At 52.3% G+C, this 25162-nt stretch carries 26 protein-coding genes; 10 read left to right on the forward strand and 16 right to left on the reverse strand.

The annotated features are described in order from the left end of the window. Nucleotides 1-113: 113 nt before the first annotated feature. A complete protein-coding gene (pyrF, locus tag GBC03_16490; GenBank protein QFS71685.1) occupies nucleotides 114-851 on the forward strand; it encodes an orotidine-5'-phosphate decarboxylase in 738 nt (245 codons plus the stop codon). Further along, nucleotides 851-1177, forward strand: coding sequence for a stress response translation initiation inhibitor YciH (gene yciH / locus GBC03_16495; protein ID QFS71686.1), 327 nt, complete (start codon nucleotides 851-853; stop codon nucleotides 1175-1177). Before pyrF ends, yciH begins: the two co-directional genes overlap by 1 nt. A gap of 123 nt (nucleotides 1178-1300) precedes the next feature. On the opposite strand, the gene osmB is transcribed toward yciH, so the two are convergent. The 9 genes from osmB to GBC03_16540 form a co-directional block, all read right to left on the reverse strand. After that, complete coding sequence (osmB, locus tag GBC03_16500) at nucleotides 1301-1519, reverse strand: osmotically-inducible lipoprotein OsmB (GenBank protein ID QFS71687.1); 219 nt, start codon at nucleotides 1517-1519, stop codon at nucleotides 1301-1303. 258 nt (nucleotides 1520-1777) lie between these two features. Beyond that, complete coding sequence (locus GBC03_16505; GenBank protein QFS71688.1) at nucleotides 1778-2527, reverse strand: DeoR family transcriptional regulator; 750 nt, start codon at nucleotides 2525-2527, stop codon at nucleotides 1778-1780. 99 nt (nucleotides 2528-2626) lie between these two features. Continuing rightward, nucleotides 2627-2809 carry a hypothetical protein gene (locus tag GBC03_16510; protein QFS71689.1) on the reverse strand — a complete coding sequence of 61 codons (183 nt, stop codon included), beginning with the start codon at nucleotides 2807-2809 and terminating at the stop codon, nucleotides 2627-2629. Between the two features lie 182 nt (nucleotides 2810-2991). Next, complete coding sequence (gene pdeR, locus GBC03_16515) at nucleotides 2992-4986, reverse strand: cyclic di-GMP phosphodiesterase (protein QFS71690.1); 1995 nt, start codon at nucleotides 4984-4986, stop codon at nucleotides 2992-2994. A gap of 248 nt (nucleotides 4987-5234) precedes the next feature. After that, complete coding sequence (locus tag GBC03_16520) at nucleotides 5235-7169, reverse strand: exoribonuclease II (GenBank protein QFS71691.1); 1935 nt, start codon at nucleotides 7167-7169, stop codon at nucleotides 5235-5237. Nucleotides 7170-7258: 89 nt separating this feature from the next. Continuing rightward, complete coding sequence (locus tag GBC03_16525) at nucleotides 7259-8398, reverse strand: CMD domain-containing protein (protein ID QFS71692.1); 1140 nt, start codon at nucleotides 8396-8398, stop codon at nucleotides 7259-7261. Nucleotides 8399-8598: 200 nt separating this feature from the next. Beyond that, the gene (fabI, locus tag GBC03_16530; protein ID QFS71693.1) at nucleotides 8599-9387 is read right to left on the reverse strand and encodes an enoyl-ACP reductase FabI; all 789 of its coding nucleotides are present in this window, start codon (nucleotides 9385-9387) and stop codon (nucleotides 8599-8601) included. A gap of 226 nt (nucleotides 9388-9613) precedes the next feature. Further along, nucleotides 9614-10240, reverse strand: coding sequence for a hypothetical protein (locus GBC03_16535; GenBank protein QFS71694.1), 627 nt, complete (start codon nucleotides 10238-10240; stop codon nucleotides 9614-9616). 92 nt (nucleotides 10241-10332) lie between these two features. After that, the gene (locus GBC03_16540; protein QFS71695.1) at nucleotides 10333-10980 is read right to left on the reverse strand and encodes a hypothetical protein; all 648 of its coding nucleotides are present in this window, start codon (nucleotides 10978-10980) and stop codon (nucleotides 10333-10335) included. Nucleotides 10981-11414: 434 nt separating this feature from the next. On the opposite strand from GBC03_16540, the gene GBC03_16545 reads away from it, so the two are divergent. The 4 genes from GBC03_16545 to GBC03_16560 all read left to right on the forward strand — a co-directional run bounded on the left by GBC03_16545 (nucleotide 11415) and on the right by GBC03_16560 (nucleotide 16596). Beyond that, nucleotides 11415-11993, forward strand: a complete 579-nt coding sequence (locus tag GBC03_16545; GenBank protein QFS71696.1) for a type 1 fimbrial protein — start codon at nucleotides 11415-11417, stop codon at nucleotides 11991-11993. A 24-nt stretch (nucleotides 11994-12017) separates the two neighbouring features. After that, on the forward strand, nucleotides 12018-12764 hold the full coding sequence (locus GBC03_16550; protein QFS71697.1) for a fimbria/pilus periplasmic chaperone: 747 nt from the start codon (nucleotides 12018-12020) through the stop codon (nucleotides 12762-12764). 29 nt (nucleotides 12765-12793) lie between these two features. After that, nucleotides 12794-15331 carry a fimbria/pilus outer membrane usher protein gene (locus GBC03_16555; protein QFS71698.1) on the forward strand — a complete coding sequence of 846 codons (2538 nt, stop codon included), beginning with the start codon at nucleotides 12794-12796 and terminating at the stop codon, nucleotides 15329-15331. A gap of 260 nt (nucleotides 15332-15591) precedes the next feature. After that, entirely contained in the window at nucleotides 15592-16596 is a 1005-nt protein-coding gene (locus GBC03_16560; GenBank protein QFS71699.1) for a fimbrial protein, read from the forward strand. Between the two features lie 58 nt (nucleotides 16597-16654). Here GBC03_16560 and sapF read toward each other — a convergent pair whose 3' ends face one another. From sapF to pspF, 6 genes are all read right to left on the reverse strand, one after another. Then, complete coding sequence (sapF, locus tag GBC03_16565; protein ID QFS71700.1) at nucleotides 16655-17461, reverse strand: peptide ABC transporter ATP-binding protein SapF; 807 nt, start codon at nucleotides 17459-17461, stop codon at nucleotides 16655-16657. A 1-nt stretch (nucleotide 17462) separates the two neighbouring features. After that, nucleotides 17463-18455, reverse strand: coding sequence for a peptide ABC transporter ATP-binding protein SapD (gene sapD, locus GBC03_16570; protein QFS71701.1), 993 nt, complete (start codon nucleotides 18453-18455; stop codon nucleotides 17463-17465). Then, nucleotides 18455-19345, reverse strand: coding sequence for a peptide ABC transporter permease SapC (sapC, locus tag GBC03_16575; protein QFS71702.1), 891 nt, complete (start codon nucleotides 19343-19345; stop codon nucleotides 18455-18457). Before sapC ends, sapD begins: the two co-directional genes overlap by 1 nt. Then, nucleotides 19332-20297, reverse strand: a complete 966-nt coding sequence (sapB, locus tag GBC03_16580; GenBank protein QFS71703.1) for a peptide ABC transporter permease SapB — start codon at nucleotides 20295-20297, stop codon at nucleotides 19332-19334. The genes sapC and sapB overlap by 14 nt, the downstream gene beginning before the upstream one ends. Then, nucleotides 20294-21937 (reverse strand): peptide ABC transporter substrate-binding protein SapA, encoded by a 1644-nt coding sequence (sapA, locus tag GBC03_16585; GenBank protein QFS71704.1) that lies wholly within the window; start codon nucleotides 21935-21937, stop codon nucleotides 20294-20296. Before sapA ends, sapB begins: the two co-directional genes overlap by 4 nt. A 112-nt stretch (nucleotides 21938-22049) precedes the next feature. Further along, on the reverse strand, nucleotides 22050-23024 hold the full coding sequence (gene pspF / locus GBC03_16590; protein QFS71705.1) for a phage shock protein operon transcriptional activator: 975 nt from the start codon (nucleotides 23022-23024) through the stop codon (nucleotides 22050-22052). A 168-nt stretch (nucleotides 23025-23192) separates the two neighbouring features. Between pspF and pspA the strand changes: the two genes are divergently transcribed. The 4 genes from pspA to pspD are packed head-to-tail and all read left to right on the forward strand — an operon-like array spanning nucleotide 23193 to nucleotide 24743. Then, nucleotides 23193-23861 carry a phage shock protein PspA gene (gene pspA / locus GBC03_16595; GenBank protein QFS71706.1) on the forward strand — a complete coding sequence of 223 codons (669 nt, stop codon included), beginning with the start codon at nucleotides 23193-23195 and terminating at the stop codon, nucleotides 23859-23861. A 54-nt stretch (nucleotides 23862-23915) separates the two neighbouring features. After that, nucleotides 23916-24140, forward strand: coding sequence for an envelope stress response membrane protein PspB (gene pspB / locus GBC03_16600; protein QFS71707.1), 225 nt, complete (start codon nucleotides 23916-23918; stop codon nucleotides 24138-24140). Then, nucleotides 24140-24499 (forward strand): envelope stress response membrane protein PspC, encoded by a 360-nt coding sequence (pspC, locus tag GBC03_16605; protein ID QFS71708.1) that lies wholly within the window; start codon nucleotides 24140-24142, stop codon nucleotides 24497-24499. Before pspB ends, pspC begins: the two co-directional genes overlap by 1 nt. Nucleotides 24500-24518: 19 nt before the next feature. Beyond that, nucleotides 24519-24743 carry a phage shock protein PspD gene (gene pspD, locus GBC03_16610; GenBank protein QFS71709.1) on the forward strand — a complete coding sequence of 75 codons (225 nt, stop codon included), beginning with the start codon at nucleotides 24519-24521 and terminating at the stop codon, nucleotides 24741-24743. A 68-nt stretch (nucleotides 24744-24811) separates the two neighbouring features. Here the strand turns inward: pspD and GBC03_16615 are convergent, their stop codons facing one another. Beyond that, the gene (locus tag GBC03_16615) at nucleotides 24812-25087 is read right to left on the reverse strand and encodes a hypothetical protein (GenBank protein ID QFS71710.1); all 276 of its coding nucleotides are present in this window, start codon (nucleotides 25085-25087) and stop codon (nucleotides 24812-24814) included. Between the last annotated feature and the right edge of the window lie 75 nt (nucleotides 25088-25162).

Genomic DNA, 25162 nt, shown 5'->3' on the forward strand with positions numbered 1-25162 from the left:
GGCATTTGTGCCACATCGCCTGGCAGAGGTGTAATCGCGTCTGTTATTTTTTGCGCCTGACAGGTAGAATGCACGCCGTTTACCCATTTGCCCCTTAGCAAGAAGGCCTGGTTATGACGTTAACTGCTTCATCTTCTCCCCGTGCTGCTACCGATTCTCCTGTCGTTGTTGCTCTCGATTATAATAACCGCGATGACGCTCTGGCGTTTGTTGACCGAATTGACCCGCGCGATTGCCGTCTGAAAGTTGGCAAAGAGATGTTCACGCTGTTCGGACCTCAGCTGGTTCGCGATCTCCAGCAACGTGGCTTTGATATTTTTTTGGATCTGAAATTCCATGATATCCCGAATACCGCAGCCCACGCGGTAGCTGCCGCCGCGGATCTTGGCGTCTGGATGGTCAATGTCCATGCGTCGGGCGGGGCGAGAATGATGACCGCAGCTCGTGAAGCTCTGCTGCCGTTTGGTAAGGATGCGCCGCTATTAATCGCGGTCACTGTGTTGACCAGCATGGAAGCCAGCGACTTAGCCGATATTGGTGTGACACTGTCACCTGCTGAGCATGCCGAGAGACTGGCGGCATTAACGCAAAAATGTGGTCTGGATGGCGTGGTCTGCTCAGCCCAGGAAGCGGTACGCTTTAAGCAGGCGTTTGGTCGTGATTTTAAACTGGTCACCCCGGGTATTCGCCCGCAGGGCAGTGCTGCCGGCGATCAGCGGCGGATTATGACCCCTGAGCAGGCGCTGAAGGCGGGAGTGGATTATATGGTCATCGGGCGTCCGGTGACGCAGTCTGACGATCCGGCGCAGACGCTGAAGGCAATAAACGCGTCACTGAGGCGGGAGGCGTAATGAGCAATTCGAACAGTCGTCTGGTTTATTCGACTGAAAGCGGGCGGATTGATGAACCCAAGGCCGCACCTGAACGTCCGAAAGGCGATGGAATTGTCCGTATCCAGCGTCAGACCAGCGGTCGTAAAGGGAAGGGCGTCTGCCTGATTACCGGCGTTGATCTGGATGACGGCGAACTCAACAAACTGGCTGCAGAGCTGAAGAAAAAATGTGGCTGCGGCGGAGCAGTAAAAGACGGCGTAATTGAAATTCAGGGTGACAAGCGTGATTTAATTAAGTCGTTGCTGGAAGCCAAAGGCCTGAAAGTGAAACTGGCGGGCGGTTGATGAAAAAGCCACGATATAAATATCGTGGCTTTAATTTCTACTGCTAAATAAATTGTGTAGTGCAGACCAGAAAAAAATAATCGTATTATTATATCGAGCCGGACAACCGTAGATTATTTACGATTATTTACCTACCTGATGGCCGATAATACCACCGACAGCGGCACCACCCAGCGTACCCAGCGTGCTGCCATCTGTTAAGACTGCACCACCTAATGCACCTGCACCCGCACCAATGGCGGTGTTACGGTCACGTTTAGACCAGTTAGAACAGGCGCTCAGAGACATTGCCAGGGCAATCGCCAGCACAGCGGCGGTCATTTTTTTGCTCGTTACAAACATAATACTTTCTCCTGAATTAACGATTCACGGAAGTAAGCTCTCTTTAACTATAGTTAAAATATCTGTCATTAAAGAGAGCATCCGTGAAACCTTATTGCGCAGGGTAATATCACGCAGGTGATAGTCACTTCCTGTTATATCGCTACTATTAATTTTACGACTTTCGCCTGTGAACAACAGGTAAATAGTCTTAATTCAGGAGTCAGAATAGTCTCAGAGCGCAAATGATCTGCACAGCGCAAATCATTTGCGAATATTTTACTCAGCGTCGACGATATTAACGGTCAGGCCACGCTGTTCCATCAACTTACGGTCGCTGGCGCTGATTCTGGCATCGGTGATCACGCGGCTAAACCGCTCAATAGGGCCCAGCGTGTACGGATGGACCGCGCCAAATTTAGAACTGTCGGTCAGAACAATGGCTTCCGAACCTTTCTCCAGCACAGCATTGACCACATCAGCCCGCATCATGTCGCGACCCGTGAAGCCCGTTTCGGTTTGCCAGCCATCAATGCCAATAAACGCCTTACTGAAATGAACCTGCTGGATGAACTGACGGGTAAGTGGTCCCACCATGCTTTCGCTTTTTTTCTGATAAATACCGCCGAGCAGGATCACTTCACAGGGAGTCGCTTTCAACAGATGTGCAATGTAACTACTGACCGTGATGATGGTGACGTCTTTCTGTTCCGCCAGCGTTCTTGCCAACAGGGCATTGCTGCTGCCATTTTCAATGAACACCGACTCGCCAGGGTTAACCAGCGATGCCGCGAATTCCGCGAGCTGACGCTTCAGGGTGTAGTTGGTCATCATCCGGGTTTCCACGTCTTCGCTATCCAGCGAAACGGCGAAACCGTGCGCACGGCGTAGAAAGCTCTGCTTCTCCAGGGTGTTCAGATCCTGTCGGATGGTGACTTCGGAAACGCCAGTGATTTTGGCCAGTTCAGAGACGCTCATCTGACCTTTATCAATGACCATTTGCAAAATTTTTTGTTGTCGGGAGTTCATAGCTCTAATTTTTATAGCGGTAATCATACCGCGAAGATTAAACACATGCGGCGGTGCCACATCCAGGCGGCACACGGCCGCAAACCGTGCGCGAAAAAATCAGATCTCCCACGGGGCCCGGGGTTTCTTCGTCAATGATACGGCCTCATCCTGTACCTTACTCAACAATTCCGCCTTCAGAATTTCGAGATTATGGATGGCGGAGTGGACATCACCGGCCACCAGGATATCAAGCACGGTATCAATACGCTCGGCAACCCGCTTAGCATCGATATCAGACATGGGGGGATCCTTTGTCAAATAATGAGAGAAGTTAATGATGCAAAAAATGACGGCAAAAGAGAAGGGAAAATTCGGCCTCGCCAGAACCTTTAGGGAATATCATATGTTCTGCGAATACATACAGATATGTAGAAGGCAAAAAGCGAAACTTTCCGTTTCGCTCAGGCGATCATTTTGCCGGCTTAACGCTTTTTCTTATTGAGATAACGTTTGTACCAGCGCTCAAACACGGTGGCAGGCATTGGTTTGGCAAATAAAAAGCCCTGTCGCTCATTAACGCCGTTTTTCGTCAAAAAAGCATCCTCTTTGGCGCTCTCCACGCCTTCGGCAATCACCTGTAGATTCAACGCCTGCGCCACGGCGACAATCGCACGGACCATCGACTGCGATACCGATTTCTTGTGAATGTCGCGAACAAAAATCTGATCCAGCTTGATGGCATCAATCGGAAAACGCGTCAGCTGCGAAAGCGAGGAATAGCCGGTGCCAAAGTCATCCAGATGCACCTGGGCACCGAGCTGGCTAAACTGCTGAATGACGGACAGCGCAAGCGCTTCGTTTTCAATCAGGCAGCTCTCCGTCAGTTCGACATCGATAGGACAATATTCAAAATTGAGCTCGTGCAACACTCGCTTCAGATCGGTGAATATCGTCTGGTCGGCCAGTTGGCGGGCAGAAATGTTAACCGCCACGCGCAGGTTGATGCCTTTATCACGCCATTTCGCGACCTGGCGCACAACGTCGAGGATCACCCAGCGGCCGAGTGGCACAATCAGCCCGGACTCCTCGGCGTAAGAGATGAACTCCAGCGGAGGGATTAGCCCGCGTTCAGGGGACTGCCAGCGCACCAGCGCCTCAAGGCTGCGGACTTCGCCTCGCCAGGTCACTTTCGGCTGATAGTGAATCAGCAACTGATCGTTTTCCAGCGCTTTACGCAGGTTAGTGTCCAGCCACAGGTATTCGAATACCCGCTCGTTCATCTCCGGCGAGAAGACGCAGAACTGGCCGCGTCCGCCTTCTTTTACGGTGTACATCGCGGTATCGGCATTGCGGATCAGGTCGCCGCTGCTCTCACCGTGCTGAGGCGCCAACGCGATACCGACAGAACAGCCCGTATAGACTTCTATCAGGCCGATACGGAAGGGCTGGCGCAATCGGGTGAGGATCCGCGAGGCGACCGCCTCAAGCGAGCTCTGGGATGTCTGGCTGGCCAGTACAATAAACTCATCACCGCCGAGGCGGGCCAGCACTTGATTTTCATCCAGACAACTCAGAAGCGCTAATGACACCGCCTGTAAAAGCTGATCACCAAACATGTGACCATAGGCATCGTTCACCTTTTTGAAATTATCCAGGTCGAGATAGACAATGCCCACCTGGCTGTCTCCAACCGCCTGATCGATGGCGTCATTGATCAGCTCATGAATAGCATTGCGGTTTGGCAAACCGGTAATCGTGTCGGTATTCGCCAGCACGCGTAATCGTTCCTGCGCGCGCCGTTCTTCCGTAATGTCAGTGCCGGAGCAGATCAGATAGATTTCATTCTTCCCGCTGCCGCTGTGGACAAATTTGTTGCGAAACAGAAACAGCCGCTGGCCCTTGCGGGTCTGTACCCAGAGTTCAACTTCATACGAATTGCCGTTGCGAAAGAAGCCGCTGATGTTGCGACGAGAGGCGGCGGCCTCCCGACGACTCATAAAGAGTTTGAAGACGCTCTGCCCAATCACTTCTTGCTCTTTTAGCCCGGTGTACTCTTCACACAGGCGGTTGAAGCGCTGAATGTTGCCCCGGCTGTCGAGGATCACAATGGCAGAGTTGGCTTCAGACACTACCTGTTCAGCAAACGACAGCCCTTTGACCAGATCGCGCGCCACGGAAGGGGTATCGTGCCAGGCCGATGCGCTGCCCGCCCATTCATGCTTGCTGATTTTACGGCCCACCAGATGCACCGGGATATCGTTGTTGTCAAAGGGGAGCGTCATCATCAGGCTGGATGTGATAACGGTCATTTCGCGGATCCGTTCGGCTTGCTCGGGCGCAAGTTCAACGCTTTCCGTACGGTCGGTCGCTTCGGTGACGGACAAATGCAGGGTGTTGGAATCTTCTGACAAACGCCAGTAAGGCGTGTGAGTGCCCATATAGCTATACAACGTTGCGGACTCCAGAATGTCTTTCATAATGAACACCCTCCCGTTTAAAGCGCGAACAACCCTCAATGGAAGGGGCAGCTACCGTTCAGTTAAACTCATGATGGCTGAACATCTTGTTTTGTTTATGTATTTATTTGTAATTCAGATCCGGGAAAAAGCATAGGCGCGGTTGAAAATATATCCGGCTGACAGTCAGAGTGTAGTGAGAGAATAGGGATTTGGGGGAAAAGAAACGGCCTTTCCTGAAAAGAAAAAGGCCGTTACAGAGCCGGTTATCAGGCGGCTGGACGGGCGATGAGGCTACGGGTTTCCATCCGCACTTCGGCGATGGTGACATCAATCACATCGGTCACTTTGTAGACGGTTTCGCCTTTGATCTGGATGGTGCCGTTTTCCTGGCTGCACACCAGTTCGTCACGCACCGCGTGCAGGAATGGCGCGGGGATAAAAGCAACCGCGCCGTTATCCACCAGGCGGACACGCATCCCGCCACGGCTGACATCGATGATCTCCGCCGCGAAGCGGGTATCCGTACCGGCCTTATCGCTGAGGAAACGGGCATACAACCAGTCACCAACATCGCGTTCCGCCATACGGTTCAGGCGACGGCGTTCTGCCATCTGTACGGTTACCTCTTCCTGCGGACGGCTAATACTTTCACCTTTGATGACTGCTTTAAGCAGGCGATGGTTGATCATATCGCCATACTTACGAATCGGTGAAGTCCAGGTGGCGTAAGCCTCCAGACCCAGCCCGAAGTGCGGCCCCGGCTCGGTGCTGATTTCCGCAAAGGACTGGAAGCGACGAATACGGCTGTCGAGGAAACCCGACGGTTGCGCATCCAGTTCACGACGCAGTTTGCAGAAGCCTTCGAGGGTCAATACCTCTTCGGCGTCCACATGCATCCCGTGGGATTGCAGCAGCGCCGCCAGCGCATCAGCATTGGCCGGATCAAAGCCCAAGTGAACGTTGTAAATGCCAAAGCCGAGTTTGTCGCGTAGCACGCGTGCGGCGCAGATGTTGGCGGCAATCATTGACTCTTCGACAATCCGGTTCGCGATACGGCGCGGTTCCGCGACGATATCGAGCACTTCGCCTTTGTCGCCGAGAATGAAGCGGTAGTCAGGGCGATCTTTAAACACCAGCGCATGGTGATGGCGCCACTCGCCGCGGTTCAGGCAGATACGTTGCAGCAGGCGAATCTGCTGTGCGATTTCTTCGCGCTCAGGCTGCCAGCTACCGCTATTTTCCAGCCAGTCAGAGACGTTGTCGTAAGCCAGTTTTGCTTTCGACTCAATCGTGGCGGCGAAGAACGTGATGTCATCTTCAATGGCGCCATCCGCGGCAATGGTCATGCGACAGGCGAGCACCGGGCGCACTTCATTGGCGCGCAGCGAGCAGAGATCGTCAGACAGTTCGCGCGGCAGCATTGGAATGTTGAAGCCCGGCAAATAGTTGGTGAACGCACGGATTTTCGCGGCGTTATCCAGCTTGCTGCCTTCGGCTATCCAGGCGGTAGGATCGGCAATCGCCACGGTCAGCTGTAGCTTGCCGTCGGTCAGTTCTTCGGCATACAGCGCATCGTCCATATCTTCAGTGCTGGCACTGTCGATGGTGACAAAATTCAGCGCGGTAAGATCCTGGCGTTCCAGACCTTCATCCAGCATTTCCGTCGCCACGCCGTCTGGCGCTTCTTTTTCAAGATTGTGACGTGCCAGGGTGACCCACCACGGTACGAAGTGGTCGTCAGCGAAAGTGATGAACTGGGTTAATTCGGCGTAGAAGGTGCGGTCGCCTTTGAGTGGATGACGGCGCATTTCAGCAACGGCCCAGTCACCCTCTTTAAATTCATGTTCCACACCGCGCGCGGCGCGGCAGGGGATAGCGTCTTTTAACAGCGGATGATCCGGCACGATGGACAGGCGATCGTTCTTACCCTGCACTTTACCGACAAAACGGGTCAGGAACGGCTCAACCAGTTCTTCCGGCTCCGCAGATTCACGATCTTTTTCAGTGTGGATGACGGCGATGATTCGGTCGCCATGCATCACTTTTTTCATCTGCGGCGGTGGGATGAAATAACTTTTTTGCGCATCGACTTCCAGGAAGCCAAAGCCCTTTTCCGTGGCTTTTACCACCCCTTCGGCACGTGGCGTCTGGGAATGCAGTTGCTGTTTAAGCTGCGCTAGCAGCGGGTTGTCCTGAAACATATTTGTCTATTTTCGTGGCCATAAGAGCGGCTGACAGTTTTACGCGAAAGTACCTGATGCGGCAAGTGCTCTTTATGGCAATGAGGGGGTTAACGCGTCTCGCCCAGCGCGATTTTCAGACGATTTATCCATCCGCACAAACCCGACCAGGCCAACAGATTGATTGCCTGTTCGACGGACGTACAGTACTCGCTGAGCGGGGTGAACTGTGCGGCACTGAAACGATCGGGCGCGCGCGTCAGCCATTGTATCGCCTGGAACAACGGGCGCTCAAGCGGCTGTTGCCGTTCCCGCCGCTCAATCTCATGTTCGTTCTGCCGTAGTGATTCGGCGACTTCTGATGCTGTCGCATGTTGGTTAAAGCAGCTTGCACTGCCGTTAATTCGTGACGTCAGCAGCGTGGTGAAACCGTGCGCGGGGGACTCAACAGACAATGTGCTCTTCAGTAAGGAGCCAAGCAGGGCGAGCAGCGTCGGTTGATGAACCAGATTGGGGGCGATGTGTTGAAGGTAGGCGACGGGCTGATAGCGCGACAGACACTCAAGCTGTTCCGCCGTTGCGTAGCGCAGTTCGACCTGCTCGTGCGCCGAATGCCAGGTCGCGTCGGGCTGCAGAAATGGGGCGACATCGGCGAATGACTGCGTGTCCAGGCCCGGCACCCAACGCACCGGTTGTCCAAGCCAGGCCTGAAACGTGGCGATGACGCGTGCCTGAAAACCGATATAGCCGATGATTTGGTTTATCAGCGCGATATCCCAGGCGGAGAGACCCACGTCGCGTAGATGCTGGCGTGCGCGGTTATCAATCACCGAGGGCGAACGGGCAAGCTGGCGCGCGTACTGGGTAATCTGCGCCAGTCGGTGATTACTTTCACGTGACGAATCTGGGCCGGGAAGCGACGTCAGACGGGCCGCATAATGGTTACAGAGTCGCTGCACACCGTACACCTGGGCGACCGTTAACGCGGTACTCATGCGTTCATAAGCGCTAAAGGTATGCAGGCGGTTCAGTAAAACGGTGTCAGGGAACAGTTCGTGAGCCAACTGGCGTGCCGGTTGCAGCCAGGACTGAAAGGGAATAAGCGCGTCTTCGGGGATCACCAAATCCAACAGAAAGCGATCGTCAACGTGTGCGGCTTCGGGCACCAGCGGTAACACGTCCTGCGGGCCGGTGCTGGACTGGGTTTCGTGATACCAGTGGCTTTTGCCGTTGAATCGGCGTTGTTCCATGGGCGTTCCTTGGTCTGTATGTGGCGACCCGGACACGTCGTCGTCGAATCACGCCGGATCGTTTTCGCTGCTTTATCCTGGCGTAAGCGGGGGAAGGGATGAAAGATTGTTGCGTGATAACAAAGATCAAAAAGCTATATTGCGGGGAAGGTTTTAGAACATGGGCGGCAGGGCACCGCCCACAGGGGAAGTCGGAACGATTATTTCAGTTCCAGTTCGTTCATTGCAGCGATGCTAAAGCCACCGTCGACATGAACCACTTCACCGGAGATACCGCCAGACAGATCGGAGCACAGGAACGCCGCAGAGTTGCCCACATCTTCGATGGTCACAGTGCGACGAATCGGGGTGACTGCTTCGCAGTGTGCCAGCATCTTACGGAAATCTTTAATGCCGGAAGCCGCCAGCGTACGGATTGGACCCGCAGAGATAGCGTTAACACGTACACCTTCCGGACCCATCGCGTTCGCCATATAACGGACGTTTGCTTCCAGAGACGCTTTTGCCAGACCCATCACGTTGTAGTTCGGGATCGCGCGCTCAGCGCCCAGGTAAGAAAGCGTCAGCAGGGCAGAGCCCGGGTTCAGCATAGAACGGCAGGCTTTCGCCATCGCCACAAAGCTGTAGGAGCTGATGTCGTGAGCGATTTTAAAACCTTCGCGGGTGACCGCGTTCACATAGTCACCGTCCAGTTGGTCGCCAGGAGCAAAGCCGATAGAGTGAACGAAACCGTCAAATTTCGGCCAGGCTTTGGCCAACTCTGCGAACATGGTGTCGATGCTTTCATCTTCTGCCACATCGCACTGCAGAACGATGTTTGAACCCAGCTGAGCAGCAAATTCTTCCACGCGGCCTTTCAGTTTGTCGTTTTGGTAGGTGAATGCCAGTTCCGCGCCTTCGCGGTGCATCGCCTGCGCGATACCCCAGGCGATGGAAAGTTTGCTGGCAAGACCGGTCACCAGAATACGCTTACCGGAAAGAAAACCCATAGCTTAAATCCTTATGTCATTGCTTATTTTAGCTTTATATTCATTCGGTTATGACGAATGTAGCCAGAATAAAAGAGATAGCAGGCTGAAATTATAGCCCACTATACGCCTGAATTGTCACGTGATTTTTACATAGTGCTGAAAGTGGTTCGCGTCACGGAGCAGAAAACCAGCACTTTTCTATTATATCAGCAGTCGCTGTCTGTACTGATCCAACCTCATTTAATCAATACTTTTGCGGCAAATGATGGATAGCTATCAGTCGTCCATTTTCGATGCTGATATAACCACCTAACTTGAGGTCGGCAAGGATTTTCATGATGCTGCTGCGAGAAAGATGGGTTCTGTCACGAATGAAGCGCTCAACGGAAAGTGTTTTACGTAAGGATTCTGACTCATGCATCAACTCAATCAGTTGACTGCAAATCACTTCATAGGCGGTGGGCGCGCTCAATTGTCGACTGTAAGAAAACAGTTTACTGCTCACCACGACCATATGTTTAGCCAGCACTTCCCACAAACCCAGTTCCTGGATGTGCTGATGCACCTCCACTAAAGGCAGGGTCGCGATTTTGCAGGGCTCTGCGGTAATAATATAGCTGCCGGTGACTCCCAGGCCCAGGATAGTAAATGATGGGGCACGTACCACGAGCAGATGGTCTGCGGTGCGATGTACCTCAACAGAGCCACTGAGGATTAATCGACAAACCGGAGTGTTTGCCTCAAGAAAATCAAGCCTAATTCCCTTTCGGTAAGTACGAGGTGTGACAAAAGGCAATAATGCCTCAACCAACGTTTTTGACCATGGGTGGGGGGTATTGAGTGCCGGTGGAGTTAATGCTTTTTCATCCATAAAACAGTTATACCGAATGACATGTCTCTTTGATAATTATAGACAAAGAGTTGCAAAACGTTACAACAAAGCTCACCAGATCATGCTTAAGCTCAAAACTTTGTTGGTAAGTAATTAATTTTAATTAATTTTCCGTTATTTATTTCAATGTAGTTTCCCCGGCGCAATGTCGAAAGTACTGCCATAATCCCGCTGCGGGACAAGAAACAGCGGTTTTGAACGTAATTTACTACCGATTCCGATTTTCTGAACTCGTCAGACTCCAGCGAAAGGTCAAACAGTAGATAGCGTATGGCGCCGTAAGCCCCTGGCTGAGACAAACGCGTGCAATGCGTAAAAATGCGGGACGAAATATGTACCATCACGTGGGAAAGCGGCTCCCATAGCACGTGCTGCTGGATAATGTCCATGGCCTCGCCAAGCGGAAGGCGGCTCACGACCGCATCTGCTGATGTGCATAATGTTAGCTGACAAGGGATGTCGCTCAACATGCTAAAGCCAAAAACAAAAGGGGCAGTTTCAGAGTTTAACGACAATCCATCTATTGTGCGGTTGATCACCACATGCCCTTTATGCAGCAAATAACAGTATTTTATCTCATCGGTTGCATACTGTAGTACCGTTCCCTTACGTGTCAGTAGGGGTATCGCCTGAGTATTCAGAGCAGTGAGTAACTCCTGGAATGATTGTTCAGGCTTGTTTTCATGCAAAAAAATGTCAATGGTCGGTGAATCTGACATGGTGGTGCTGAATCCTGGTAATGAAAGAGAATAACTTTCCAATTATGACTTATTCATGTCTATCACTGGATCCAGAATAAGTGTCTAAAATTACACCGCCAAAATATTGCAATTTACGAATAAATAACGTGTGGGGGTGTGTAATTCTGGATTGAGGCTACATTGCATTCGAATGTTTCCATAAATACAATATTCTTCGTTAGTGGAGAGTTGGTTCTTGTGATAGACATTTTCACTCATGTTTTCTATTCAAGCTGTATAAATTGCATGGGGACTAAATGGGTGGCTGATTTATAATAGATGGAAGGAATGTTTTGCAACGATGAATGCGTTGTTATTGTATATTGCCTTCTGTTTTTTATACGCAAATAAAATTATCTCAGGAACAGCTATAGACTCGCGGTCAGGGCATCATTCTATTTTTAGGAACGAAAATGAAACTATCTGTTTTTTTTAAAGTGGGTCTTATTGCATCCGCATCTATGGGCATGGTGAATGCCTCCTATGCCGCCCCTGGAGCGTCAAGCGGCACCATCACCTTTGAGGGTAAAATTACCTCTTCTACTTGTGAGGCGACAGTGAACGGCGTTGAGGCCGACGGGACCGTAACATTGCCACCGGTCGCCGTCTCTGCGTTCACTGATGCTACCGCCGGGCGTACACCGTTTACCATTGAGTTGGCAAATTGTACGCTGACGGATCCAGATACCAAGGTCGGGACGTTTTTTGAACCTGATGGTATTCAGGTGGATTCCGCAACCGGGCATCTGAATAATATCGCTACGACTGGTGCCGCAACCGGCGTAAGTCTGCAATTATCAAATGGTAATGACGACACCGCTATTCTTGTCGGCGATGCAGGGCAGACAGGTTCCGCGCAATATGTCGTGCCTGACACCACGAGTAAAAAGGGAACCCTTTCTTACTTTGTTGAGTACTACAAAGTATCAGGCGCCACCCTGGGTGCTGGTGCGGTACAAGGCAAAGTCGTTTACGACCTGATTTATAAATAATCGACCAAAGAGTGTTATGACAATATGTTTATTCCTATGATTCTGTCCAGACGTAAAGTAAAGTTTTTATTCGTAGCGCTATCAGGGATGACAGCATTAAGTTATAGCACTCTCTCTTGTGCTGGTATTGTGCTAAGCGGAACCCGCGTTATTTATCCCGCGGAGCAAAACGAAGTCACTGTAAACATGAAAAACTCCGGCAAAGCACCGGTGCTGGCACAAAGCTGGATTGATGATGGCAATCAATCCGCAACGCCGGATAAAATTATTTCACCGTTTGTATTAACACCTCCCATTAATCGCGTCGATGCCGGAAAGGGGCAGACGTTAAGGATTAGTCTGGTTGATGGCAAGGGGATTGCGACGAATAAAGAATCCATATTTTATTTGAACGTTCTGGAGATCCCAGCGAAGTCAAAAAATGCCGCTGAGAATAATCATCTTAGTATCGCGTTCAGAACCCGAATAAAGCTTTTTTATCGTCCGCAAGGTTTAAGCGGTAGTGCCGGTGATGCGCCAGACGCATTGCAATGGTCAATCAGTAATGGCGGTGTAAAAGCCACAAACCCTACACCTTATTATATTACTCTCGGGACAGTGACCTATACCCAGGGGGGGAGTAAACACGTTGAAGATGGAAAAATGATCGCGCCGGGAAGCAGTTCTGACTTTCATTTTAAAAATGTAAGTGCAATCAGTGATATTAACGCGATTACTTTTACCTCAATTAATGACTATGGCGCTGCGGTCAAACATAACCAGGGCAAATAGTCTTAAGCTCTGCCTCTGGTGGAAATATTATGATTATCTTGTTCTCAGTTATTTTGTTTTTAGTACTAAACATTTTCATTATGCAATGTTCGGTGGCCGCCACGGGGGACGTGCCGGCTCCCCCGGCAGAGGAGCAAGTGGAGTTTGATTCTGACTTTGTAAAACAGCCGGCGGGACAGTCCGTAGATTTAGCCCGTTTCTCCAACGGAGCTAACGTTCTGCCGGGTGTTTATAAAATCGCTGTGGCGTTGAATCAACAAACGCTGACCGTGGCGGAAGTCGAGTTCAAGGCGGCAGATAACAAAAATGTCATCCCCTGTATTCCGCTGAATGTGCTCAATTTGATTAATTTCAAGAAAGAACAAATTAACTTTACTCAGTGGGATTCCCTCACTGACAAAACAGAATGTATCAACCTTAAAGCGATCGTTCCTGAAGCTGAGCTGGATTTTGATAACCAGAATCAGCAGTTAAACATCTCTATACCGCAGATTTATATTAATAAACAGCCCCGCGGGTCAGTGCCTGCCTCTATGTGGGACAGCGGTATTCCGGCGATGATGCTGAGTTATAACATGAACGCGTATCAATCTAAAAATAATGGCTACGATTCAAAGTCGTTTTATACCGCCATTAACAGCGGGTTGAATATCGGCTCCTGGTATTTACGCCATAATGGGTCGTATAACTGGGCCGATGGAACCGGGGGACGCTACAGCGTTCTGAATACTTACATTCAGCACGATTTACCGCGTATTTCTGGTCGTTTGGTGGCTGGGCAGTCCAACACCAGTGGGCAATTGTTCGATACGGTGCCATTTACCGGCGTTCAGGTCGCCAGCGACGAACGTATGCTGCCGGAATCACAGCGTGGTTATGCGCCTGAAATCCGCGGTATCGCGAAAACCAATGCGAAAGTGACGGTGAAACAGAGCGGGCAGACCATTTATGAGACCACCGTTTCGCCGGGCTCTTTCGTCATCAACGATCTCTATCCAACCGGTTACGGCGGCAACCTGGATGTCACTATTGAAGAGGCCGATGGCTCTCAGCAGAATTTTTCGATTCCTTATGCCTCGGTGTCTCAGCTCTTGCGCCCAGGCAGTCAGCGTTACAGCCTGAGCTTGGGTAAACTGCGTAGTGACAGTGTTTCAAGCGATCCGAACCTGGCTGAAGCGACTTATCAACGCGGTTTCTCCAACCTGATTACCGGCTATACCGGTTTACAGGCCAATAAAGATTATCAGGCGGTTAAGGTGGGGACGGCGCTGGGGCTGCAAATCGGTGCGATCGCTTTTGACGTCACACAATCGCAGACGCATTTGCCGTCACCAGATAAGCAGGATATTTCCGGCCAAAGCTATCAGGTGAGCTACAGCAAGCTTATTAATGAAACCAATAGTAACATAACGCTTGCTGCATACCGTTTTTCGAGCAGCGGTTATATGGATTATATGACTGCAATGGAAAGCATTCAGGCGGTTAAAGATGGCGAAGACAGAAATACCATCCAGCGTGAAAAAAACCGTTTCACAGTCACGATAAGCCAGGGACTGGCTGATGACTGGGGCCAACTCTATCTCAGTGGTTCTTTACAGGACTATTGGGGACAAGATAATTATGAGCGCCAGTATCAGTTTGGTTACTCGAATCACTATAAACAACTGAGCTACAGCATCAACGTTAGCCGTAGCCAGGATGCCTGGGGCGAATCGCAGACCAGTTATTATTTGAATCTGTCATTCCCCCTGTGGGAAAACCACGACAGCAACTATGCACCACAAATGAGTCTGAGCTACAACCAGGACTCAAATGGTCGTTCGGGTGAACAGGCGATGATTTCAGGAAGCGCGGGAACGGATAATCAATTGTCCTGGAACGCCAGCGGCACGCATGACAGTGAGGCCGGAACTTCCGCGAGCGTCGGCGGTTCGTATCGGAGCCGTGTGGCACAGATGTCAGGCAGTTACAGTCAGGGGCCGGACTACCGCAGCACGTCTCTGAGCATGTCCGGGGCGATGGTTGCCCACTCCGGTGGCCTGACGCTCTCACCTTATAACAGCGATACCTTCACGCTGGTGGAAGCGAAAGGCGCAGAAGGGGCAACAGTGCCGTCATATCCCGGGATTAAGGTTGACAGGTTTGGTTATGCGCTGCTGCCGGCTTCAAGTCCCTATCAGTTGAGTGATGTATCAATCGATCCGAAAGGCACGTCCCGCAATGTCGAGTTGGACAATACATCGCAAAAAGTGGTCCCTCGCTATGGCGCTGTCGTGAAAGTGAAGTTCAACGCGGAGAAAGGCACGCCGATTTTAATTACCTCGTCCTACGCAGGCAAAGCGCTGCCGTTTGGTGCTGAGGTCTATGACGAAAAAGACCATAGCGTTGGTACCGTTGCGCAGGGGAGCACGATCTATGCCCGCGTCGTGGAGCTGAAAGGGGCGTTGAAAGTAAAATGGGGTGAGGGTAGCGCATCACAATGTTCGGTTAGCTACATGCTTGCGCCCGGTATTGAGGATGACACTAAGCAAACGGCTATTCAGCGGTTTAGTAATGAATGTCGCTAGTCACAAATTATTAATTAAACGTTTCTCTTTTATTCACGGTTTGGTGATGCCTCCAATTAGTAGAACATGTATTTTTCAATAAGGGCCCCAATAATTCATGACAATTCAACTAATTGGAAGCGTTACCCAAGTTTTTACCGGGTCTGTTTTTACACCCGACATAAATATGCGCATAGCATAATAGATATTATAATACCCCAGTTCAAACCGTGACAGATTCAAACAATTACCTCTACAAACAATATCTTAACTGCGAAATTATGAAAGCAAAAAATATCATTTTCATACTGATCAGCATTTTTGTTTCACTGTTGACACTCACCTGCTCAGTGCATGCCAGTTGTTCAGGCACCACCGGGGTTATGAATATTGACATCGGCACCATCACTATTCCAGGCGATGCGGATAACAGCACCAGCATTGAATATAAAGATTTACTTGGAACCCAAGCTGATGTCGAGACCGCCGCAGCGATATCCTGCTCGGGTTATTTTACTTATGTAGGGAAAATAACCAATGCCGTACCGGGCACCAACGATCTTGAAAAAGCGCTGTTATCGGATGGTTCCTGGAGTGGTCTTGGTTTTAAATTTTATACCAGAGCCTATGACGGCTGGTATAATTCATTGCACAATGCCTCGCCTCCGGTCACGATTGCCGCCACATGGAATAAATTCTGTATGGAATCTGAATGCTGGAACCCACAAAGTCACGAAGGCATTATTATGATAGGTGCTCTTAGTGTATACGGCGGCGGCGCCCCGGCAAAGCCCGGCATCATTAATACGACCGTTACGCCCTTTACCACGGATGGCTATCCCGCCATCACCTACCATATTACCGGTACCGTGGTTGTCCCCAGCTGTAGTGTCGATGCTGCTACGCCTTCACGTGTTTTGCTCAAACCGGTCAGTGCCAACGACCTCTCCCATAAGGGAAGTACGGCTGAGGATACGCCGTTTGAGATTTCACTGAAGTGCAATAATAACGTCTCTGTCAATTTGCTGCTTGATGGCACCGAGGACACTGACGCACAGGACGATGGTGTGCTGGCTTTAAATGGCAACTCAACGGCCTCGGGGGTCGGTGTCCAGCTGTTAGTCAATAATAACCCGGCGAAACTGAATGAAACCTTTAAGGTAGGCGATGCCGTTGAAGGAAATACCGCTATCGCCATGACGGCTCGTTATTACAGAACCACCAGCGCGGCAGTTAAAGCGGGCTCGGTTTCTGCCACAGTGGTTTATAATGTAACCTATAAATAAAAACATTATGTGTCGTCTCGGGGTTAAGAAAAGGCAGAATAATTTCTGCCTTTACTCTTTACCGATCTTTGCGCCACGCATCCGCCGTCAATGCCTCACCAAAATGCCCGGCAATCAGGCGTTTGGTCAGTTCATGCAGCGGAGAGGCCAGTACATCCGCGGTACTGCCGCGCTCGACGACTTCCCCCTGGTGCATCACCAGCACCTGATCGCTGATGTGCTTCATCATCCCCAGATGCTGAGTCACGTAGATATACGAAATGCCCTGTTTTTCCTGCAATTCCAGCATCAGGTTGATGAGCTGCGAGCGCATCGACATATCGAGCGACGCCAGTGCCTCATCGGCAATAATCACTTTCGGACGCAGGATCATCGCACGCGCCAACCCCAGACGCTGTTTTTGTCCCGGCGCCAGCATATGGGGATAGTAGCTGACGTGATCGGGCAGCAGTCCTACCATCCGCATGGTCTCGATGATCTGTTTGCGTCGCTGTTCCGGCTCAAGATCGGTATTCAAGCGCAGCGGAAAATCGAGGATTTGCGAAATACGCTGGCGCGGGTTCAGTGACGTTGACGGATCCTGGAAAATCATACGGATACGCTGACTGCGAAACGAATAGTCACCAAATTCGAGCGGATGATCGTCAATCAGCAGTTCACCGCCGGTCGGTTCAACCATGCCTGCCAGCATTTTTGCCAGCGTCGATTTACCGGAGCCATTTTCACCAATGATGGCCAGCGTCTGGCGTTCGCGCAGCGTAAAGCTCAGCGGTTTTACGGCTTCCACGGTCTGGCGACGAAACCAGCCCGTACGATAGCGGAAGGTTTTACTCAGATTGCGGACTTCGAGTAAGGTCTCGACCATCTCACTCTCTCTCCATGTTTAGCGGGAAATGACAGGCGTAGAGATGGTTTTTCACCCCGGTCAGACGCGGCGTTTCAATACATTCGCGCTGTGCATAGGGACAGCGCGGCCCCAGACGGCAGCCGATCGGCAATTGTTCCAGCAACGGTATGGCTCCGGGCATCGTGTTAAGACGACTCTTGTGCGGCATGGCGCTACCAAAGTCGGGAATGGCGCGAATCAGCGCCTGCGTGTACGGATGATGCGGCGTCGTCACCAGCTCTTTGCTCAGTGCCGTTTCCACCGTCTGACCACAGTACAGCACGTTAATTTTATCTGCCCACTGGCTAAGCATTTGCAGGTCATGGCTGATCAGCAGAATAGTGGTATTGCTGTTCTGATTCAGTCGTGTCAGCAGACGGAAGATCTGCGCCTGGGTGGTCGGTTCCATCGCGTTGGTGGGTTCGTCCGCAATCAGCAGTCGCGGCTGATTCGCCAGCGCGATGGCGATCATCACCTTCTGGCATTCACCGTCGGTCAGTTCATAAGGGAAGCTGCGCATCGCGTCTTTATGATCTTTAATCCCCACGCGGTGCAGCAGTTCAATGGCGCGACGTTTGCGCCAGCCAATACGCTGCCACCAGCGGCCTTTATAGGTCCATGCCGGAATGTTTTGCATCAACTGGCGACCCACACGCTCGGAGGGATCCAGACACGACTGCGGCTCCTGGAAGATCATTGAGACGTTATGTCCCACCAGTTTGCGTCGTTCGCGCGGCGAAAGGCGCAGCAGGTCGATATCGTCAAAACGCATCCGGTCGGCGGTGACGCGCCAGTTGTCTTTGGCTACGCCGCAGATGGCTTTGGCAATCAGGCTTTTACCCGAACCTGATTCACCCACCAGCCCGCGAATCTCACCTTCGCTTAAGGTCATGCTGACGCGATCGACGGCTTTGACCCACTCTTCGCCGGCTTTAAATTCAATCGTCAGGTTGCGGATATCCAGTAACGGCATTATTCCACCCCCGCAATGATGGCGCGGCGAATGCCGTCACCCAGCAGGTTGACCAGCAGAACGCTTATCATGATTGCCGCACCGGGCAACATCACCGTCCACGGCGCAACGTAAATCAACTCCAGCGCATCGCCCAGCATGGCCCCCCATTCCGGAGAGGGGAGTTGTGCGCCAAGATCGAGAAAACCCAGCGCGGCGATGTCGAGGATCGCCATTGACAATGCGCGGGTGATTTCAGTGATAAGACCCGCGGTAATGTTGGGCAGAATGGCGAACCAGAGGATGTTGAGCGTCGAGGCGCCATCAAGACGTGCCGCGATAACGTACTCTTTTTCCAGCTCGTCATGCACCATACTGTAGACCGAGCGCACCATGCGCGGCAGCAGCGCCAGCCAGACGGCAAACATGGCATGGGTTAAATGCGGCCCGGCGAAGGCGACGACGATAATCGCCAGCAGCAAAGACGGAATCGACAGCAGCGTATCAAGAATATGGTTAAGCACGGCGGAACGCAGACCGTGCGTCGCCCCTGCGACAACACCCAGCAGCAGTCCGCACAGCGTCGCGGCGAGCGTAACGACAAACGCGCCGCCCACCGTAGGGGCCGCGCCGCTGAGCAGGCGGCTCAGGACATCACGTCCCAGATCGTCGGTACCAAGGAAAAAGGAAACTTCGCCATAGCGTGACCAGGACGGCGGTAGCAACTGATAGCCGAGGAACTGTTGATCGATGCCATACGGTGCAAACCAGTTGCCAAACACGCATAGCACCACCAGTCCCGCACATCCGTACAGGCCGACCATTGCCGTGGTATCGCCATAAAATTTGCGCCATGCGGTGCGTAGCGTACCTGGCGGGCGCTTTTCGCTATAAACGCTATCGTAAGGCATACCATTCCTTATGTTTCAGAGGGTTAGCCATAGCACCCAAAATATCAGAAATCACGTTAACGATGATGACCAGCGAACCAATCACCATTACGCCGGCGGAAATCGCGGCGTAATCCTGCTGGCGGATGGCGTTGATCAGCCAGCGGCCCAGCCCGGGCCAGCTAAAGACCATTTCAGTAATCATCGCCAGCGTCAGCATGGTTGAAAACTGCAGGCCAAGACGAGGGATCACTGGCGGTAAGGCGTTATGCAACACATGGCGGCGCAGGATCGTAAACCGTGACAGACCGCGCGTGGCCGCGGCTTTAACGTAATTCTGATCGAACACCTCGATGGTACTGATGCGCATCAGGCGAATTACTTCGGTGGTCGGCGCGACGGCCAGCGTCAGCACCGGCAATACCATATGACGCACGGCGCTCATCACCATTTCATCACGCCAGGGGGAGTCAGAGATCCAGGCGTCGATAATAGCGAGACCCGTGACCGGCTTAACTTCGTACAACAGATCGAAGCGGCCTGACACCGGCAGCCAGCCGAGGTTCAGCGAAAAGAAAAGGGTCAGCAGGAGCGCCAGCCAGAATACGGGGATTGAAAAACCGAGCAGGGCGAGGGCGCTGATCAGGCGATCCTGCCACTTGTTGCGGGTGATCCCCGCCAGCATGCCCACCGGAATCCCCACCATTAGCGCAAAGCCAAACGCCAACGTGCACAGCTCCATGGTGGCCGGGAACACCTCTTTAAGCTGCTCAGAGATGAGCTGTCCGTTGATGCTGGAGACACCAAAATCCCAGTGAATGAGGCCATTGAACCAGAACACCCACGCATTCCACAGCGATGCCCCCTGAAGCGGCGCATGCGGTGTAAAATAGCTGAGGCTGAAGCCAATAAAGGTCAGAAAAAACAGGGTGACCAACAGCAACAGAAAACGACGCAGGGTGAAGATAATCATGGCTTTTTCACCTCATCGTTTTTTTCGCGCGACACGCCGGCGAAAGAGGCGTTACCAAAAGGACTCAACACCAGACCTTTAATGTCATATCGATAGGCCTGCAAACGCAGCGACGAGGCAAGCGGCAGGATCGGCAACTCTTTGGCGAGAATGTTCTGCGCTTCATCATACGCATCAATACGCGCGGAAAGCTGCTGAGAAGAGAGCGCCTTGCGCAGCACGTTGTCGAATTCCGGATCGCACCAGTGGGCGAAGTTGGTTTGCGAATTGATGGCCGCGCAGCTGAGTAACGGGCGGAAGAAACTGTCCGGATCGTTACTGTCGGTTGCCCATCCGGACAACGTCAGATCATGGTTCATGTCCATCAACCGCGCCTCCTGGAAACGACCTTCAACCGGTACAATCACCACTTTCACCCCAACCTGCGCCATATCCGCCTGGATCAGCTCAGCCGTTTTCAGCGGGCTGGGGTTCCACGCCTGCGAACTGGTCGGCACCCACAGCCGCAGCGTCAGATTCTCCAGCCCCAGCGCCTTAAGCTGCTCGCGGGATTTGGCCGGATTGTATTCTGTTATTTTAGCCTCGTTGTCATACGCCCACGAGGCGCGAGGTAAAATAGAGGCTGCCGTTTCTGCCGTGCCGTAATAGATGGACTGCATCAGACGCTGGTTATTGATTGCCAGCGCCAGCGCGTGGCGAACCGCCGGGTTATTCAGCGGGGGTTTGTCAGTGTTAAACGCCAGGTAAGCGATGTTCATCCCCGGACGCAGCGTCAAACGCAGGCGCGGGTCGTCACGCAGGATAGTCAACTGGCTGGCGGCAGGCCAGGCCAGCACATCACATTCACCGGTGAGCAGTTTTGATAAGCGTCCGGTTCCGCCAGAGCCCAGATCCACCACCACCTGCGGCATCAACGGTTTACCCCGCCAGAATTGTTCATGCCGTTGCAGGCGAATGTACTGTCCGGCGCGATACTCTGAAAGCTGGAACGGACCGGTACCGACCGGTTGGCGGTCAAGCTGTTCCTGGCGATCCTGCTTTGCCAGTTGCCCGGCATATTCAGCCGACATCACGGACGCATAGTGGGTTGCCAGGTGCCATAAGAAAGAGGCGTCCGGTTTCGTCAGCCGAAATTCCACCGTGTTGTTGTCAAGCTTACGCACGCTCTGCACGTTATCGGCAAACTGCAGGCTGTCGAAATAGGGGAAATTGCCGCCGTTGACGTTATGCCACGGATGGTTGCGATCAAAGATGCGCTGAAAAGTAAAGACCACGTCGTCGGCATTCAGTTTGCGGGAGGGGGTAAACCAGGCCGTTTTTTGAAACGCCACGTCGCGACGCAGGTGGAAGCGGTAGGTTGCGCCGTTATCCAGCACCTCCCAGCTTTCTGCCAGTTCCGGGACCAGACGATAGGTGTAGGGATCGACATCCAGCAGCCGGTCATAGAGCTGGGCGGCGAGGGTGTCAACGATCAGCCCGCTGCTCACTTTCTGCGGATTAAAGGTGTTGACCTGCCCACTCACGCAATAGACAAAGCCACTGTCGCGGATATCTTCACGCGGGGTGATTTCAGGCGCAGCAGTAGCCTGAGCACTCAGAAGTCCAGCCATCACTACCAGAGACGATAAAACCAGGCGCATAATTTTTAAGGTTTTTAGGTACGATTTGCAAAGTGTATCGCACTATCGCCCGCCAGGTACAAATGTCTGCGGGCAACTGGCGCAAATATGCGCAATCAGGGGGTGGCAAGCGTTAAATCTGATGTTTTTTGAGCAGTGCGCGCAACTGATGATAGGTCAGTCCCAGCAATTGTGCCGCCCGCTTCTGGTTGAACTTTGCCTGTTGCAGACTCGTTTGCAGTAACGTTTTCTCCTGCTGTTGCTGAAACTCGCGTAAATCGAGGGGAAGCGAGGGGCCCGTTGTCGCGGTTTCTGCGACGGGGGGCGTTGGCACGTGACGCTGAAACGGATCGATCACAATCTCATCAAGCGGCGACTCGCTGGTGCCATGTCGGTATACCGAACGCTCAACCACATTTTTTAATTCACGGATATTCCCCGGCCAGCCGTAGTTCAGCAGCGCTTCTCTGGCATGTGGCGTAAATCCGGGAAACAGCGGCAGGCGAATTTCACGACACATCTGAATGGCAAAGTGTTCTGCCATGAGCATGATATCGGCCTGACGTTCGCGCAGCGGCGGCAGTTGCACCACGTCGAACGCCAGACGGTCAAGGAGATCCGCGCGGAAGGTGCCTTCATTGACCATCGCCGGAAGGTCCGCATTGGTGGCGCAAACCAGACGCACGTTCACCTGCAACGGTTGGCTACCGCCGACGCGCTCCAGTTCGCCATATTCAATCACTCTGAGCAGTTTTTCCTGCACCAGCATTGGCGCGGTAGCAAGTTCATCCAGAAACAGCGTGCCGCCGTCGGCCCGTTCAAAGCGCCCCGGATGACGTTTTTGCGCACCGGTAAACGCGCCGGCTTCATGACCGAACAGTTCGCTGTCGAGCAGGTTTTCATTCAGCGCCGCGCAGTTGAGCGAAATAAACGGTCCCTGCCAGCGAGAGGAGAGATAATGCAGGCGGTTGGCAATCAGTTCCTTACCGGTTCCGCGCTCGCCGATGATCAGTACCGGCTTGTCCAGCGGCGCAAGGCGGGAAACCTGCTCCAGCACTTCCAGAAAACTGTTGGCTTCCCCTAACAGATTATCTTTGTATTCAGCCATGATGAATTTCGCCACATGTTAGTGTATTTAACCACTTTACCTTGTTTTTCTGTCGAGGTAAAACGGTACATATCAAGCAAAATCAAAGGATTAAAAAGTTGGCACGCAGATTGTATTAGAGAGTCAGCAGGGCATCGCCCGACATCAGAAAAATGTGAGGATAGAATTATGGGTATTTTTTCTCGTTTCGCCGACATCGTGAATGCCAACATCAACGCACTGCTTGAGAAAGCGGAAGATCCGCAGAAGCTGGTTCGTCTGATGATTCAGGAAATGGAAGATACGCTGGTTGAAGTGCGTTCTAACTCGGCACGTGCGCTGGCGGAAAAGAAACAGTTATCACGTCGAATCGAACAGGCAACGGCTCAGCAAACCGAGTGGCAGGAGAAAGCGGAACTGGCGCTGCGTAAAGAGAAAGACGATCTGGCCCGTGCCGCACTGATCGAGAAGCAGAAGCTGACCGATCTGATTGGCTCTCTGGAACATGAAGTGACGCTGGTGGACGATACGCTGACGCGCATGAAGAAAGAGATTGGCGAGCTGGAAAACAAACTCAGCGAAACCCGCGCTCGTCAGCAGGCGCTGACGCTGCGTCATCAGGCGGCGAACTCATCCCGTGACGTGCGTCGTCAACTGGACAGCGGTAAGCTGGATGAAGCGATGGCGCGCTTTGAATCTTTCGAGCGTCGCATTGACCACATGGAAGCCGAAGCGGAAAGCCACAACTTTGGCAAACAGAAAACGTTGGATCAGCAGTTTGCCGACCTGAAAGCGGATGATGAAATCAGCGAGCAACTGGCACAGCTGAAAGCCAAAATGCAGCAAGACAAGCAATAATAATACCTGGCGGTGCCCGAACGCGCCGCCGCTCATCACCTGTAAGGAGTACTCATGAGCGCGCTATTTCTGGCCATTCCGTTAACCATTTTCGTGCTGTTTGTGTTACCGATTTGGTTATGGCTGCATTACAGCAACCGTTCCAGTCGCGGGGAGTTATCGCAAAGCGAACAGCAACGTTTAGTTCAGTTGACCGACGACGCGCAACGCATGCGTGAACGTATCCAGGCGCTGGAAGATATTCTTGATGCGGAACATCCGAACTGGAGGGATCGCTAATGGGCGGCATTGATCTGAACAAAAAATTATGGCGCATTCCACAACAAGGCATGGTGCGGGGCGTCTGCGCGGGGATCGCGCAATATCTTGATGTGCCGGTTAAACTGGTGCGCATTTTAGTGGTGTTGTCGATCTTCTTCGGGCTGGCCTTTTTCACCCTGGTCGCCTACATCATTCTGGCGTTTGTGCTCGATCCGATGCCGGACAACCTCGCGGCTGGCGAACAGCAACCGTCCAGCGGCGAGCTGTTGGATATCGTCGATAAAGAGCTGGCGGCGGGGGAGAAACGCTTGCGGGAAATGGAACGGTATGTCACCTCGGACACGTTTACCTTACGTAGCCGTTTCCGTCAGTTGTAAGTCATTTAAGAGGGCTGAGATGAGCAATCGCTGGCAACGCGCCGGGCAGAAGGTAAGACCCGGAATGAAAATAGCAGGAAAGCTGGTGCTTCTGACCGCACTACGCTACGGCCCGGCGGGTGTCGCAGGGTGGGCGGTGAAATCCGTCGCCCGCCGTCCACTGAAAATGCTGCTGGCTCTGGCACTGGAGCCATTTTTAAGCCGCATGGCGGCGAAAATATCAAAACGTTATTCCGGAAGTTAATTTCCGCAGTCTTTAATCATTTCCCTTGTCTTCATCTGTAACAGCCCACAGCGTCGATTGTTGGGCTGCTAGCCTTTCTTTTTTCCTAAAATGGTCGTTATCGCTGTCGCTAAAATCCCGATGAGCGGCATGACGCCCGCACCGGCTAAAAAGTTTTGCTGATCGATCTGTTTTTCCTTGCGGATATCTGCAAAACGGGCAAGCGCCTGTTCTTCATCTGCGGCATTGATCTCTTCAAATTGCTTCTCGTAGCCCTGCTCAGTCAGTCGCAATGCGGCATCCGCGTCGGATCGTTTCAGTGTTCTGGTGTGCTGCCCTTTTTGATAAAAACAGAACTCTGGCATAGGGTGCTCCTGACGAAGTGAGAGGGAGTAACGACTATAGCCTCCCAGGAAGAATGCCAGCAATAGTGCACTGAT

This window comes from Citrobacter telavivensis (assembly GCA_009363175.1).
GTDB lineage: Bacteria > Pseudomonadota > Gammaproteobacteria > Enterobacterales > Enterobacteriaceae > Citrobacter_A > Citrobacter_A telavivensis.

Coding starts and splice junctions, on each gene's coding strand:
- pyrF (QFS71685.1), top strand. CDS start 114: ATGACGTTAACTGCTTCATCTTCTCCCCGTGCTGCTACCGATTCTCCT.
- yciH (QFS71686.1), top strand. CDS start 851: ATGAGCAATTCGAACAGTCGTCTGGTTTATTCGACTGAAAGCGGGCGG.
- osmB (QFS71687.1), bottom strand. CDS start 1,519: ATGTTTGTAACGAGCAAAAAAATGACCGCCGCTGTGCTGGCGATTGCC.
- GBC03_16505 (QFS71688.1), bottom strand. CDS start 2,527: ATGAACTCCCGACAACAAAAAATTTTGCAAATGGTCATTGATAAAGGT.
- GBC03_16510 (QFS71689.1), bottom strand. CDS start 2,809: ATGTCTGATATCGATGCTAAGCGGGTTGCCGAGCGTATTGATACCGTG.
- pdeR (QFS71690.1), bottom strand. CDS start 4,986: ATGAAAGACATTCTGGAGTCCGCAACGTTGTATAGCTATATGGGCACT.
- GBC03_16520 (QFS71691.1), bottom strand. CDS start 7,169: ATGTTTCAGGACAACCCGCTGCTAGCGCAGCTTAAACAGCAACTGCAT.
- GBC03_16525 (QFS71692.1), bottom strand. CDS start 8,398: ATGGAACAACGCCGATTCAACGGCAAAAGCCACTGGTATCACGAAACC.
- fabI (QFS71693.1), bottom strand. CDS start 9,387: ATGGGTTTTCTTTCCGGTAAGCGTATTCTGGTGACCGGTCTTGCCAGC.
- GBC03_16535 (QFS71694.1), bottom strand. CDS start 10,240: ATGGATGAAAAAGCATTAACTCCACCGGCACTCAATACCCCCCACCCA.
- GBC03_16540 (QFS71695.1), bottom strand. CDS start 10,980: ATGTCAGATTCACCGACCATTGACATTTTTTTGCATGAAAACAAGCCT.
- GBC03_16545 (QFS71696.1), top strand. CDS start 11,415: ATGAAACTATCTGTTTTTTTTAAAGTGGGTCTTATTGCATCCGCATCT.
- GBC03_16550 (QFS71697.1), top strand. CDS start 12,018: ATGTTTATTCCTATGATTCTGTCCAGACGTAAAGTAAAGTTTTTATTC.
- GBC03_16555 (QFS71698.1), top strand. CDS start 12,794: ATGATTATCTTGTTCTCAGTTATTTTGTTTTTAGTACTAAACATTTTC.
- GBC03_16560 (QFS71699.1), top strand. CDS start 15,592: ATGAAAGCAAAAAATATCATTTTCATACTGATCAGCATTTTTGTTTCA.
- sapF (QFS71700.1), bottom strand. CDS start 17,461: ATGGTCGAGACCTTACTCGAAGTCCGCAATCTGAGTAAAACCTTCCGC.
- sapD (QFS71701.1), bottom strand. CDS start 18,455: ATGCCGTTACTGGATATCCGCAACCTGACGATTGAATTTAAAGCCGGC.
- sapC (QFS71702.1), bottom strand. CDS start 19,345: ATGCCTTACGATAGCGTTTATAGCGAAAAGCGCCCGCCAGGTACGCTA.
- sapB (QFS71703.1), bottom strand. CDS start 20,297: ATGATTATCTTCACCCTGCGTCGTTTTCTGTTGCTGTTGGTCACCCTG.
- sapA (QFS71704.1), bottom strand. CDS start 21,937: ATGCGCCTGGTTTTATCGTCTCTGGTAGTGATGGCTGGACTTCTGAGT.
- pspF (QFS71705.1), bottom strand. CDS start 23,024: ATGGCTGAATACAAAGATAATCTGTTAGGGGAAGCCAACAGTTTTCTG.
- pspA (QFS71706.1), top strand. CDS start 23,193: ATGGGTATTTTTTCTCGTTTCGCCGACATCGTGAATGCCAACATCAAC.
- pspB (QFS71707.1), top strand. CDS start 23,916: ATGAGCGCGCTATTTCTGGCCATTCCGTTAACCATTTTCGTGCTGTTT.
- pspC (QFS71708.1), top strand. CDS start 24,140: ATGGGCGGCATTGATCTGAACAAAAAATTATGGCGCATTCCACAACAA.
- pspD (QFS71709.1), top strand. CDS start 24,519: ATGAGCAATCGCTGGCAACGCGCCGGGCAGAAGGTAAGACCCGGAATG.
- GBC03_16615 (QFS71710.1), bottom strand. CDS start 25,087: ATGCCAGAGTTCTGTTTTTATCAAAAAGGGCAGCACACCAGAACACTG.